This is a genomic window from Klebsiella sp. HMSC16C06 (genome assembly GCF_001808325.1).
In the GTDB taxonomy this organism is placed as follows: Bacteria; Pseudomonadota; Gammaproteobacteria; order Enterobacterales; family Enterobacteriaceae; genus Klebsiella; species Klebsiella variicola.
The window spans coordinates 61,167-74,317 of the sequence record NZ_KV792976.1 but is presented as its reverse complement, the minus strand read 5'-3'; the positions used below and the strand labels follow the sequence as shown (position 1 = coordinate 74,317).

The window sequence follows — 13,151 nt, the reverse complement described above, 5'->3', positions numbered from 1 at the left end:
CGGTACTTTAGTCAATATGAATGAAATTCTCCTGACGGCGGGACTTCTTATCCTGGTACATCGCCTCATCGGCGGCGCGTAAGGCCGCTTCAACATCGATACTCTGCGGATCGCAGATGATCACCCCGAAGCTGGCGCCCTCATAGTCGATACGCTGTTCGCCGAGGAAGTAGACGCCGCACAGGGCCTGGCGCAGGGTCGTGACATACGCCTGCTGCGCGGCAGGTTGCTGGGCACTACCGACGATCAAAAACTCATCGCCGCCAAGGCGGCCAACGATATCCTCACGGCGCGCGACGGCGGTGAGTCGTTCGCCGACCTGTACCAGAAAGCTGTCGCCGCACGGATGACCGAACCGATCGTTAATGGCTTTGAAACCGTCGAGATCGATAAAAATCAGCGAGACCTGCTGCTGCTGGGCGCGGGCGGAGGCAAAGCGTAGCGCCAGCTGCTTAAACAGCGCACGGCGATTAGGAAGCTGGGTGAGCTCATCGGTCGACGAGTGCAGCTCCAGCGCGACGTTAGCCGCCTGCAGCTGTTGCACCAGGGTGTCTTTTTCCACGTAGTGGGAAATGAGCTTCGCGAACAGGCCCATCACCTGTTCACCTTCGAGATTATAAGGTTGCTTCTGTCGGCTGGTGGCGCAGAGGGTACCGAACAGAGAGCCGTCGGCCAGGCGGACGGGAATGCTTAAAAAGGTGGCGATCCCCAGCTCCTGGGCGGCGATGCAGGAGTGCCAGCGATGGGCCACGTCGTTGCTAAACGTGCACTGATCCTCAAGGGCGCGTTTGCACAGGGATTCATCCCAGGGGACGGAAAAACCTTCCGGGATCTGCATTTCGCTGCTGTTATGGGCGAACATTACCTGCTGCCGCTGGGCGTTGATATCGATGCGGGTAAGATAGGTGGACTCCATTCGGGTCACCGCCTCAAGCATCTCCAGCAGCTGGCGCACCAGGGTTTCCAGGGACTGTTCCGCAGCGAGGGTTTGCGACACCCGGGCAAGAATAAAATCTGACATGAATAATACAGCTCCAGCACGCCAAACGTCACCCCAGCATAATGGGCTGCAAACGGACATCAGCGTCGAATAAACAGTGATATTTTTAAATTTATCACATCTGTTTGGGGAATACTTGTCCACGCGGCAGGAAAAAAAGCCCCGTCGGGTGCGTTATGCCTGACTCCACATCCTTGGCATGGAGCTGGAATGCCAGAAAGCAGCCAGTAAACCCTTATGCTGTTGATGTGCCTGCACGGAAACCATCTGCGCTGGCCGTCTGGATTGCGCTTTATGAGCAGGATAAAAGCGATCAACGCGAGCAGGCTGAAGCAATGAGTCGTGCAGCAGAAGAGTGCCTCTTTTCTGTTGCACATTGCGATCCCTGGCGCTATGACGAACTGAATGATGCGCTGATTGAGAAAGCTAAGCGACATGCAGAACTCCATCGTGTTGATCCTCTTACCCTGATTCGTGATGACGTCGCCAGCTTGCCTGGTTTCCTGCGCAAGCCGCTGGAAACAAGGATTAAGTATTTGGAAAAATCAGAAGATCCGCGCCATTTGCCTACCTATCTGAATGAGGTCATTACTCCCTCATTAGTGAGGATTGACAAGGTCCGTACTAACCAGGCGTCGCTGTCATTCCAGGCCATGGCTGGCAGGGATAGTCTTGATCAACTCCTTCGACTTGCTGAACTGAATCAGCGGGAGGTTAAGCGGCTTTCAACGCTGGTCGCAGCGCACATTGATATGATTTTTATCCAGCTTTGCGGTGAGATGCTGACCGATGAATTAGCTTCTCCCATCGTAATACTGGAGCTCTATCGTCGTGTGGCGGCCGAAGTGTCACGCCTCGATGTTATCCCGCCGGGTTATGAAGCGCTCCGCAGCAAACATAATCGCCGCAACCCGATTAACTACGAGCTGATACCGGGCGCGCTTGCCCGTATGCGTTGTGCTGACTGGTGGCAACGTAAGCTGTGGCAACTCCGCAACGAATAGCGGGAAGAGTTGCTTCGGGTAGCGTGCCTTGTTCATTGGCACGCATCACCTTATGTCAGCCATGACATTCTGTTGCAGAAGCGGGAACAACGCCGTAAGGCGATGGATTTTTTCCGCAACCATGATCTGATTAACGAAGATGGCGACACGCTCAGCATGGAGGATGTGGTGCTTGCAAGTGCCAGCAATCCAGCGCACCGTCGTAATGAGATGATGGCCTGTGTTAAAGGCCTGGAATTGATAGCTGAAATGCGTGGCGACTGCGCCATGTTATATACCATCACCTGTCCTTCTAAGTACCACGTCACACTGATGAACGGGAAGCCTAACCCTACATGAGATCACTCGACAGTTAGGAAAAGCAGCGACTATCTGGTTGATACGTTTGCGGCATTCCGTAAGGCAATGCACAAAAAAGAGCTGCGCTGGTACGGCGTCCGCGTAGCCGAACCACATCACGATGGCACTGTGCACTGGCATTTATTGTGTTTTATGCGCAAAAAACATCGACGTGCAATCACAGAGCTGCTGCGTCGTTTCGCTATCCGAGAAGATCGCGCCGAACTTGGCAATAACACTGGCGCTCGTTTCAAGTCAAAGCTGATAGACCCGCGAAAGGGGACTCCGGCCAGTTATATTGCAAAGTACGTCAGTAAAAACATCGATGGGCGTGGGCTGGGTGACACCGTCAGCAAGGAGACGGGTAAATCACTACGTGATAGTGCCGAGCACGTCACTGCGTGGGCATCGTTGCAGCGTGTTCAACAATTTCGTTTTTTTGGGATTCCAGGCCGCCAGGCGTACCGCGAGTTACGATTGTTCGCATCGCAGGCTACTCGTGTAACGAAAACCAGCAAACCGGGTGCTCCGGTACTTATGGCTCCAAAACTGGATGCTGTGCTTGCTGCTGATGTTGGCTGTTTTGCAACTTACATCATGAAGCAGGCTGGTGTATTTGTTCCTCGCAAAAATCACCTCATTCATACCGCCTACGAACCGACCGCAGAACCAGTAACCGATGACAATCACGGGATTCATATTTATGGCATTTGGTCGCCAATCACCGCAAAGGAAAACAAGATATGCACGCACGTCCATACATGTAAGATGGTGAAGAAGGCTCACGCTAATCCAGGCGCCGAAAGCGCTGCCCAGGGTGACCCCGTCGCCCCTTGGACTCGTGGCGATAACTGTCCCCCAAACCATAAAATCAGCAAAAAAGAGATGTTAACTGACGTTGCTACACCCGAGATAATGACCCCTGGTGAAGGAACGGGAGCGCTTGATGTGAGTAAATTACCCGCAAAAGAGCGCCGGACTGTACTGAGAAGAGTTACAGGTGTGAGCTATAACAAGAAAAAAGCGCAGGGCCACGTAGAATCACGCAATTATTCTCCGCTTAAAGTCTTATTGCGCGATTTTGCTTTATCTATTGGGATCGAACTAAGTGAATCTCAGGTTAATCATTTACTTGAGGGTAAACGCATACGGTATGGCGATCGCATGCATTATGCTACTCACGATGGAGAGTTGCGCAGTTCTGATCTGGATAATTCAGATGTTCAGGTTCGGAATGTATATAATACGTTGAAAAAGCACAATAAGGTCGATGTAGGTCACATGATAGATAATCCAGTAGGGCATTATCTATCATGCTCAGTAAGCTGGACGCCAGGGCTTGGATTGTACTCTTTGGGGGACAAAAGAACAGGAAATGAATATCGCGAGTTTTCTATCCGAACTCATAATATAACCATTGATTTCATTTTGAAAAAATATACAGATGGCCTGATAATTTATAGAATAAAAACTGTCAGGCAATTGTTTATATTATTTCCCCTTTGCGTGCTTTAATAATTCATCATTTAAACCTTCGATTATGTTAAGACGTTGTGAATCCTGTTGCTTGAGTGAATCAATTGCTGATGTGATTGCATTAAATATTTTGTCTAGTAGAAAATCATCATCTACACAGCGCTCCCTGAAAATTTTGGAAATATCAATCAAATTCATTAGTGTATAAGAGCTCATGTCTCCATTTTCTAGTGCAAATAATATAATATTAGCTTTGGTTTTGACATCTTGTGTGAGATCTAAAATATGAACAATTTGCTCCAGAAGTTTTTGTGATTTCACTTTAAAGTTTTCTCTATTGAAACCATAGCCTCGACTGCTTTTGGAAGCAATTAGTATCTTGTAAGAATCAATCAATAGTTCCTTCTTTTTATTGTTATTAATAACGGTTGGAATGATCTTGTCAGTGACTTCGATATATCGGTCAGCCCATCGGAAGTCATTTGTACCGGATTTAATGGCGTTTTTACATATGTCCAAAACTGTTGAGTTTGATTCATTCTTCAATGAAAAATCATACCATTGTTCAAAAAATTGTTGTTTCCTTTGCCCCTTGATATAAGCTTGCTGAAAAGCATGACTCACCGATTTTGGCTCAGAATTAGGATCGGAATATTCTATTGATGCAGATAAATAATACAAATCTTTGTTTTCTTTGAATTCTGGATCACTAATTAAACTCTGTAATGTTTCTCTTGCCTCTGGAAATCGTAAACTTTTTAGTAATGCATTGCATTGGCGTACAGCTTCACCTACTCTGGGATGATATTTTCTAGAGTTGGATTGCAGGCCGTGAAATGCTTTTCTAATTTTACTTAAAAAATTATTAGCCTCCGGTATTATCTCACTAATCATATTTGAAATAAGATAGCTGATTGATGAGGAGGATTCATATCGCGGTTCTGATTCAATGAATGGTGTGCTATTCAGCAAGAATAATAGATCAAGCTCTTGGAGTGCGTTACCTATGTCAATGTACTCAAGATCAGTAAGCTGTCGGATTTCAGTTTTCGAACAAGAACCTACAGTGCAAACAGTGACCAGAACTTTTTTTGCTTCAAGAGATAATTCACTAACTTCTTTCTTTAAAGCAGCTTCTCGTACAGCCTCACCACTTTTTCCAGTCCAATCAGTTATTGCTAAATCTATTGAACTTCCTTGTTTGAATAATCTTAATATTGATTCTGAAAATAAAGGAGACCCTTCTGAGGCTTTTTCAAGTTTTTCTATGTTTTTATCATTAAGTTTTTGTAACTTGAGCCTCTCACATAAAGTATTAATAAGATCCTTGTATTCATCGCCAAACATACCAGGTATCAAAATTGATGAGTCCAAAGAGTAAATACTATTAACCCTGGTTGTTAATAATATTTTTGAAGATTCTGAAGAAATTGTACGTGCCATTTCTAAAATTCGTTTTTGTTCTTCAGGAGTGCTCGAGTCAACATCATCAATTACAATAAATGAAGGGTATTCTTTGAGATTTTGTTTAGCTAGTTTAGTTAATTGAATTAAAGATAAATCTTCAAGTGTCTTTTCTAACGTTCCAGTTCTTATACATATTTCTTTTAGTAGAGAATACATATCATTGAAATGGGTTTCGGGAACAGAAACATATTCATTAAAAACGGCTTTAAATTGTTTGTTTTTTGCAGTTAACCATATGATTTGCTCGATACCTTCAACTCTACTTGTAATCAATAATTGACAAAACTCGTAAGCTATAGAGGTTTTCCCCTTACCACCATCGGCAGCTAATACTTTGGAGTGTTGCAATTCATCTGCTAGCCATGCCCATAATTCATTTAAAATCCCAAAACGGCCTACAAAGACCGGGCATATAAACGATTTATCCGGTAGGTTATGATCTATGAAAACACTCGGGATTTTGCGCTGAGAAGATTTCTCACCAAAGATTCTTGGACTGGAGATAAAAACAAAATCTTCTGTGCTAATAACTTTTTTACATTCATCTTCTGCTCTAAAATATACTGCGCTTTTTTCAAGGATAAACTTTGAATTATCATCTTTTGCATCAGTTATAGGGGCGAGTGATCGTTCTGAACTTTTTCTCTTTGGAATGTACAACAATCCAAGCAAGACGTTGGCTCCATTGATTAATATCAATATTTCTTGATAAACCAGTGGTATTCGCTTGCCAAAATACTTATCAAATTGCCCTCTTAGTTTCTGTTGATTTATATGGTTTTCATTGATTCCAACAACCTCAAATTCGGTGTCTTTAATTTTTTCATTTATTCCATAGATTATATACCCACCATACGTATTGTATAAGCTTACGATGCTTTTTAGAGCTTTCTTTAATCCGTGTGGTGAGTCGTCGAACTCAACCTTATAATCCCACAAAATACTTTCTAAGGGTAATACTGAACCATTACTTTTGATAAATGTATTGAGAACATCTGAAGATACTTTTCCATCAAGAATCATATCACTAACTGTATTTTTAATTATTTCAATTTCCATTTCTCAATACCTCATATCTGCAAGAGTTCTCAAATCGTTATATTCATCACCGTAATCAATATCACCTAGGAACAAAAAATAATCAAGAATGCAATCAGAAAATCCCTGGATTTTACACTCAACGTAGCTATTACATAATACAGCTATACTCGATAAAACCCTTAAAATACAATGCTTTAGAGCCTACACAGAATCTAATGCCGGGTGAATAAGACGAGTTAATAGAACGTTTAAAATTGTAATTTTTACTGTGTTTTTATACAGGCTTGATACGTTTAGAAAAATTATCTAGGTATCATTGGAGGTGAGCCTGATTCTGATAGATTTAGACCGTTTTTACATCTAGTGCATTGCCAGCTTTTGGCTAAAAGCACGCGTTGTGAGATTGTTTATTGGCATCACGTTGCCATGGTTTCGAGTATTGACGTATGGGGTTGAATTATAATCTTTTTCAAGCTATGGCTTGAATGTCAGTATTCATATATAACTCGATGCACAATAGTGCACAAACTCACACAACTTTTTTGATACATTTTATCCCCTTTAACCCATGTAGGGCTCGGTCTGTGACCGATTTTGTGCATGCACGAAAAACGACAGGATCGTTGCGCGCAGGTGACGGGGGGCAAGCCCCCGCAAACGGGTCATGGTAGGGAAGGCGGCAGAATACGCAATTTAACGGTTTCTGCGTCACGGTGAGCGGTCGTTTTGGTTGGAGGCATGCCTTGTGCAGGGAAAAAGCAGCGACGCGCAGAGGGGCGCTGATGTGGGATTCTTTAAGCAGAAAAGATGAGGCCAGCAAAACGCTGGCCTGTTATAAATGGCTGATATTGTTTAAAGAAACTGAATTTTATGGCGGTTATTTCTCAGGGGTAAGCAACGCGTAAGGGTTAAAGCGGATCACTTCTGCTCCGATCCACTCGTTCACCACCTTCAGCGCCTCCATTACGGGCGTCAGCTCGTTGATGGCGTAGACCCTGGCGGCCTTTACGATGTCCCCAAATGATCCGTTTCCCTCTGGCATGGTGCCAATCAGCTGCGGTGGTATATGGTGTGCCGTGTGTATGTCGCCCAGGTGGCGTTCTTAATGTTGATAAACTCATCTTTCGCCGTGATCTGCTGAAACGGCAGGATCTGACACCATCCTTTCCACCGCCGCGCGCTCGACCAATCAATGGGCCTTTGAGCATGGTGTGGAACGACGGCTTATCCAGCCAGGTAAGCCAACGCAGAACGGATTTATTGAGAGTTTTAACGGACGCTTTCGCGATGAGTATCTGAATGAACACTGGTTCAGCGATATTCTTCATGCCCGGAAAGCGATTAATGACTGGTGGCAGGATTATAACGAGTGCCGTCCCCATTCTGCACTGGGCTGGATGACGTCATCAGAATTCGCAGAGAAGTCTGCCGGTTGGCAGAATATGCAGCCAACATGAAGCCGGTTATTCCTGATTACGACTGGATCATATTCGGGGTCAGGGTCAATATGTGGACACTTTTGAAATAAATCCTTTTATTTCAATTTATTAAAGACCAAAAAAAAGCCCCGTCGGGGGCGACGGGGAAAAACTCATTGATTATGGAATGATCTGTTCTCTGGTCAGTTCGAGAACAGGGGCTACTCTACGGGGGAAAAGTGCAGGCAAGATGGAGAAAACGTGGAGATTCAGGCTAAAATCCCCGGGCATTCAGGAAAGGGAGAAACGATGAAAAAGTTACTGGCTATTCTGCCACTGGTATTAGCCGGCTGTGCCCAGCCGCAGTCCACCGCGCCGACGAAAACCATCGGCATGGCCAATCCCGCGTCGGTGTACTGTCAGCAATCCGGCGGTACCCGGGTGCCGGTGCAAACGCCGCAGGGCGTTAGCACCCAGTGCAAACTACCCAGCGGCGAAACCCTCGACGAGTGGGCGCTGTGGCGTCGGGATCATCCGGCTAAATCGTAACCGGCAGGGCCGCCAGCCAGGCGGCCAACACCCGGGCATGATTCTGCTCGGTGTTCTTCGCAGCGTACAGCAGCGTCAACGGCTGGCGCTGCGCCAGCGCCGCCAGCCGCAGGCCCGTTTCACGATGGGTGTCGAGCTCCTGGCGATAGCGCTGGCTGAAGTGGGCGAAATCGATCGCCTCGCCGTGAAAGGCTTTTCGCAGCTCAGCGGAAGGCGTTAACGCCTTACACCACTCATCACAGGCCAGCGCCTCTTTTTTAATCCCCCGCGGCCAGAGACGGTCGACCAGCACCCGGTAGCCGTCGCTGCTTTCCTGCGGGTCATACACCCGTTTACATTGAATCATCATCCTGCTCCCTCTGTGCCATCCAGGCGAGCAACTGCGGGATTTGCCCGTCGGAAAATACCGTGATGCCGTGAGCGCGCAGCAGATCGGCCGCGACCCCGGCGCCCGCTTTGCGTCGTCCGCGAAAGGAGCCGTCATAGACAAACTGGCTGCCGCAGGTAGGGCTGCCATCGGTGAGTAACGCTGCCTGACAGCCCGCTTCCCGGGCGGCGCTGAGCGCCAGCCAGGCGGCCAGCTGGTAATGTCCCGTGACGTCGCGGCCGTCGCTTTCCACGATCCGCGCCCGCCCGGCAAGGACATCTCCGCCTGCGCCGCCGACGATCTCCGCCGGCAGACGGGGCGTGGACAGACCGGCCGCCAGCTCCGGGCAGTGGATCACCAGCCGCCCCGTCTGCTGCCAGCGGGACAGCGTCGCCGCCAGCTGTGCCTTCTCGCTACCGTTATACCGCACCTGGAATCCCATCAGGCAGGCGCTGACCAAAAGCTTACTTTTCATCCTTTCTCCCTTTCACGCTTGCTCCAGTATACCTTACCCGCCGGCGGGGGCGGTGGGGCGAAAATAAGGATTGTGTTCCACTGGAGGGATCGCTATCCTGACGTGCCTTGTGCTGCTCGTCTCGTCCAGACATAAGGAACCTGCTATGAAAACCCCTTTACGCCTCGCCCTCGTCGGCGATTATCACCCCGATATTGTTGCCCACCAGGCCATTCCCCTGGCGATAGACGATGCTGCCGCCGTGCTGGAGCAGCCGGTGAAATATGACTGGCTCGCCACCCCGTCGATCGTCTCCGGCGAGGCGCTGGCCGAGTACGATGCCGTCTGGGTCGTTCCCGGTAGCCCGTATCGTCATCCGCAGGGGGCCTTTACTGCGATCCGCTATGCCCGCGAAAACGGCATCCCTTTCCTCGGCACCTGCGGCGGCTTTCAGCACGCGGTGATTGAATACGCCCGTAACGTGCTCGGCTGGCAGGATGCTGGTCATGCGGAAACTGACAGCGAAGGGCGGATGGTGATCGCTCCCCTTAGCTGTTCGCTGGTGGAGACCTCCGCCGTCGTCGAGCTGCGGGCGAATACGCTGATTGCCCGCGCCTATGGCCGGGAGAGCATTGAAGAGGGCTACCACTGCCGGTACGGGGTGGACAGCGCGTTTGCCGGAGAGCTGGAACAGGGCGATCTGCGCGTCACCGGCTGGGATGAAGAGGGTGAGATCCGCGCCGTCGAGCTGGTGACGCACCCGTTTTTTGTCGCCACGTTGTTCCAGCATGAACGCCACGCGCTGGATGGGCGTCCCTCGCCGCTGGTCCAGGCGCTGATTCGCGCCGCGGCACAATAAACCCACCGGCAGCGGGCGCTGCCGGTCATCTTCAGGAATGGATTTCCCGGTCACGTCCGGCGAGGGCGCCGCAGACCGCCATCACCAGCGAAATCAGCGCCACCGCCAGCAGCGGAATATGCCAGTCGCCATTAGCATCGTGGATCTTACCCATCAGCGGCGGCCCGCAGGCGGCCAGCAGATAGCCGACGCTCTGCGCCATCCCTGACAGCGCCGCGGCCTGGTGCGCCGAGCTGGCGCGCAGGCCGATAAACGTCAGGCCGAGGATCATGGTAGCTCCGGAGCCAAAGCCGAACAGCAGCGTCCAGCCGATCGCCAGCCCTGGCAGCAGCCACAGCCCGGCGGCGCTGATGGCGCACATCAGGGCGACCAGCACCGCGATCCCACGCTGGTCGCGCAGCCGATGCAGGATCAACGGTATCGCCAGACCTGGCGCGGCGGTCGCCAGCTGCAGCAGGCCATGCAGCGAGCCGGCCTGCGCTTCGCTATAGCCCATACTCTGTAGAATCGACGGCAGCCAGCCGATAATCACGTAATAGACCAGCGAGTTGATGCCGAGGAACAGCGTCACCTGCCAGGCCAGCGCCGACCGCCAGATCCCCCGATTATGCATGGCGCCTGAGCCGGTCAATGGCGCCTCCGCCCGGTGCCGGGACTGTGGTAGCCAGCTGAGGATCGCCAGCAGCGGGAAGACCATCAGCAGCAACAGCGCGCCGCGCCAGCCGAATCCGGCCATTGCCACGGGAACCACCAGCGCCGAGCCGAGCGCCGCCGCGCCGCCCATCGTCAGGGAATAGGCGCCGGTCATCCGCGCGACATGCTGCGAGAAATCCCGTTTAATCAGCCCGGGCAGCAGGACATTGCCCAGCGCAATACCGCAGCCGATCACCGCCGTGCCGATAAACAGCAGCGCAGCGGAGGGCAGGGAGCGCAGGGCAATGCCGGCGCAGATCAGCAGCATCGCCAGCAGCAGGCTGCGTTCCATGCCGAACCGGCGGGCAACCCCTGCTGCCAGCGGCGAGACAAGGCCAAAGGCCAGCAGCGGCAGGGTGGTGAGCAGCCCGGTCTGCGCGGTGGTCAGGCCATAGTCGCTACGAATCGCGTCCAGCAGCGGCGCCGCGCCGGTAAAGACCACGCGCAGGGTGGTGGCGATGAGCAAGATACCGGCAATCAGCAGCGCGGGGCGGCGGCCGGTAGAGGAGATCACAGAAGACATATCATTCTCAAGGTAACTAACGAGGTGGTTACGATAGCGACTTTGTCCTCTGTTTAAATCAAGCTAAAATGACAGATTATCGCTAATATCGGACAACATAATGATCGGACTGGGTCTGGATGGTTATGAGCCGGACAGTGGCCACGAATCGGCCATTGCCTTTCGTATTCAGGTGGTGGAGGCGGAGCAGTATATTCCGGCGCATTCTCACCGTAAGGGGCAGCTGATCCTCGCCCTGCACGGCGCCTTGACCTGCGAGGTGGAGAACGCGATGTGGATGGTGCCGCCGCAGTATGCGGTGTGGGTCCCGGGACAGCTTTCCCACAGTAACCGCGCCACCCCCGGCGCCCAGGTGTGTTTCCTGTTCATCGAGCCGGGCGCCGCGCCGATGCCGGACCGCTGCTGTACGTTAAAGATTTCCCCACTGGTGCGGGAGCTGATCCTCACCCTGGCGGAACGCGGCGGGGAGTTGCTGGCCGCCCCTGCCACGGCCCGGCTGGTGCAGGTTCTGTTTGATGAGCTGCCCCGGCAGCCGCAGGAGCACCTGCAGCTGCCGGTATCAAACCACCCGAAAATTCGTCAGATGGTGACGATGATGGCCGAGGATCCGGCGCGCTGGCAGACCCTGAGCCAGTGGGCGGCGGTGTTTGCGATGAGCGAGCGCAATCTGGCCCGCCTGGTAGTGCGCGAAACGGGGCTGAGCTTTCGCCGCTGGCGCCATCAGCTGCAGCTGATCCTCGCGCTACAGCTGCTGATCCGCGGGCAGACGGTGCAGCAAACGGCTCAGGCGCTGGGCTATGATTCCACCACCGCCTTCATCACCATGTTTAAAAAAGGACTCGGACAGACGCCGGGCCGCTATCACGGCAGCCTGGCTACGACTTCCCAATAAACAATGAGATGATCCCGGCGGCAATCAGCGGTCCGACCGGGACGCCGCGAAACAGGGCGACGCCGAGTACCGTGCCGACCAGCAGCCCGGCCACCAGATGCGGCTGGGTGCCCATCAGGGAGACACCGCGCCCGCCGAGCCACGAAACAAACACCCCGACCGCAATCGCCAGCAGTGATTTCCAGTTCATAAAGGAGTGGATCAGCGTCGAGGGCGGCAGCGTACCGCTGGCGATAGGCGCCATCACGCCGATGGTTAAAATAATGATCCCGACAGTCAGCCCCTGTTTCTCAATCCAGGGAAAGAAGGTATTCAGCGGTGTAACGCGCACGATAATCAGCACGAGGATAGAGATCGCTACGGTGGTGTTATGGCTGATAAAGCCGAGCGCCGCCAGGCCCAGCAGGATCAACAGGGTGGTATCAAACATGTACAGAGGTCCTTGCCAAAAAAAGAAAGCCAAAAAATATCCCGCTTACTCTACGCATCGTGGCGTGAATAAACAGGATTTTCACGCCATGCGGCGAAAATCAGGGCGGATGCCCGGTTAGCTAAGGCGGCGAAAGGTCGCGATCTCCGGTCGGGCGATATGTAAATAATCCTCGGTATCGAGAATGATCGACCGGTCCAGGCGTCCGGCGTTAAAGGCGATTTGTGGAAAGCGCTCAAACAGCAGCGGGTCGGCCACCAGCCGCAGCGCCGGATGGAAGCTGAAGGGGGGAATGGCGCCGAACACGCAGGCGGTGAGGGCATCCACTTCCGCCGGACTGGCCAGCGAGGCTTTGCTGCCGCCGATATGTCGGGCCAGGCTGGCGAGATCGGCCTGCTGATCGGCGGCGAGGATCGCCAGCACATGCTGGTTGACGCCGTTTCCTTTTACTTTACAGACTAGCGCTTTTGCGCCCTGGCCAAGCGCGGTGCCGCGGATCGCCGAGACGGCTTCGCACTGGCCGACCGCGTCGTGCGCCATCACCCGGTAGCGCGCCTGGTGTTCGTCGAGCAGCGCGCACAGGCGCTGGTGGATATTACCTTCTACTGCTTCAAGCATAGCGTCCTCCTGACATCATCA

11 protein-coding genes and 3 pseudogenes are annotated in these 13,151 nt (G+C 51.9%); 6 read left to right on the top strand and 8 right to left on the bottom strand.

All coding sequences use genetic code 11. The features are described from left to right. Window positions 1-7: 7 nt before the first annotated feature. Window positions 8-1,021 (bottom strand): sensor domain-containing diguanylate cyclase, encoded by a 1,014-nt coding sequence (locus tag HMPREF3142_RS01200; protein WP_023297404.1) that lies wholly within the window; start codon window positions 1,019-1,021, stop codon window positions 8-10. Window positions 1,022-1,176: 155 nt separating this feature from the next. On the opposite strand from HMPREF3142_RS01200, the pseudogene HMPREF3142_RS01195 reads away from it, so the two are divergent. Next, window positions 1,177-3,228: pseudogene (locus tag HMPREF3142_RS01195) on the top strand (replication endonuclease); the annotation flags it as partial. Between the two features lie 606 nt (window positions 3,229-3,834). Here the strand turns inward: HMPREF3142_RS01195 and HMPREF3142_RS01190 are convergent. Next, window positions 3,835-6,345, bottom strand: a complete 2,511-nt coding sequence (locus HMPREF3142_RS01190; RefSeq protein WP_070611409.1) for an AlbA family DNA-binding domain-containing protein — start codon at window positions 6,343-6,345, stop codon at window positions 3,835-3,837. Window positions 6,346-7,109: 764 nt separating this feature from the next. On the opposite strand from HMPREF3142_RS01190, the gene HMPREF3142_RS30055 reads away from it, so the two are divergent. Next, on the top strand, window positions 7,110-7,232 hold the full coding sequence (locus tag HMPREF3142_RS30055) for a hypothetical protein (protein ID WP_267283788.1): 123 nt from the start codon (window positions 7,110-7,112) through the stop codon (window positions 7,230-7,232). Here the strand turns inward: HMPREF3142_RS30055 and HMPREF3142_RS29685 are convergent. Continuing rightward, a pseudogene (locus tag HMPREF3142_RS29685) lies at window positions 7,205-7,508 on the bottom strand (phage portal protein); the annotation flags it as partial. The gene HMPREF3142_RS30055 and the pseudogene HMPREF3142_RS29685 sit on opposite strands and share 28 nt — an antisense overlap. Here HMPREF3142_RS29685 and HMPREF3142_RS27180 point away from each other — a divergent pair. Both HMPREF3142_RS27180 and HMPREF3142_RS01185 read left to right on the top strand, forming a co-directional pair. Next, window positions 7,506-7,784: pseudogene (locus tag HMPREF3142_RS27180) on the top strand (integrase core domain-containing protein); the annotation flags it as partial. The pseudogenes HMPREF3142_RS29685 and HMPREF3142_RS27180 sit on opposite strands and share 3 nt — an antisense overlap. A gap of 270 nt (window positions 7,785-8,054) precedes the next feature. Further along, a complete protein-coding gene (locus HMPREF3142_RS01185) occupies window positions 8,055-8,294 on the top strand; it encodes a putative hemolysin (protein ID WP_008807687.1) in 240 nt (79 codons plus the stop codon). Here the strand turns inward: HMPREF3142_RS01185 and HMPREF3142_RS01180 are convergent. Beyond that, window positions 8,284-8,622, bottom strand: coding sequence for a DUF488 domain-containing protein (locus HMPREF3142_RS01180; RefSeq protein WP_162493323.1), 339 nt, complete (start codon window positions 8,620-8,622; stop codon window positions 8,284-8,286). The genes HMPREF3142_RS01185 and HMPREF3142_RS01180 overlap by 11 nt on opposite strands. Window positions 8,623-8,626: 4 nt before the next feature. Next, window positions 8,627-9,136 (bottom strand): 2-thiouracil desulfurase family protein, encoded by a 510-nt coding sequence (locus tag HMPREF3142_RS01175; RefSeq protein WP_012968516.1) that lies wholly within the window; start codon window positions 9,134-9,136, stop codon window positions 8,627-8,629. Window positions 9,137-9,281: 145 nt separating this feature from the next. Here HMPREF3142_RS01175 and HMPREF3142_RS01170 point away from each other — a divergent pair, with 145 nt between their 5' ends. Then, window positions 9,282-9,974, top strand: a complete 693-nt coding sequence (locus tag HMPREF3142_RS01170; RefSeq protein ID WP_012968515.1) for a CTP synthase C-terminal region-related (seleno)protein — start codon at window positions 9,282-9,284, stop codon at window positions 9,972-9,974. A 31-nt stretch (window positions 9,975-10,005) separates the two neighbouring features. Here HMPREF3142_RS01170 and HMPREF3142_RS01165 read toward each other — a convergent pair whose 3' ends face one another. Beyond that, window positions 10,006-11,181: a CynX/NimT family MFS transporter gene (locus HMPREF3142_RS01165; RefSeq protein ID WP_162494479.1), complete on the bottom strand. Its 1,176-nt coding sequence runs from the start codon at window positions 11,179-11,181 to the stop codon at window positions 10,006-10,008. A 106-nt stretch (window positions 11,182-11,287) separates the two neighbouring features. Between HMPREF3142_RS01165 and HMPREF3142_RS01160 the strand changes: the two genes are divergently transcribed. Beyond that, window positions 11,288-12,082, top strand: a complete 795-nt coding sequence (locus tag HMPREF3142_RS01160) for an AraC family transcriptional regulator (protein WP_008807682.1) — start codon at window positions 11,288-11,290, stop codon at window positions 12,080-12,082. On the opposite strand, the gene HMPREF3142_RS01155 is transcribed toward HMPREF3142_RS01160, so the two are convergent. Together HMPREF3142_RS01155 and HMPREF3142_RS01150 are read right to left on the bottom strand one after the other, a co-directional pair. After that, on the bottom strand, window positions 12,066-12,512 hold the full coding sequence (locus HMPREF3142_RS01155; protein WP_012542127.1) for a DUF441 domain-containing protein: 447 nt from the start codon (window positions 12,510-12,512) through the stop codon (window positions 12,066-12,068). The two genes, HMPREF3142_RS01160 and HMPREF3142_RS01155, sit on opposite strands and share 17 nt — an antisense overlap. A 117-nt stretch (window positions 12,513-12,629) precedes the next feature. Continuing rightward, window positions 12,630-13,130 (bottom strand): YbaK/prolyl-tRNA synthetase associated domain-containing protein, encoded by a 501-nt coding sequence (locus HMPREF3142_RS01150; protein WP_008807680.1) that lies wholly within the window; start codon window positions 13,128-13,130, stop codon window positions 12,630-12,632. Window positions 13,131-13,151 lie beyond the last annotated feature (21 nt).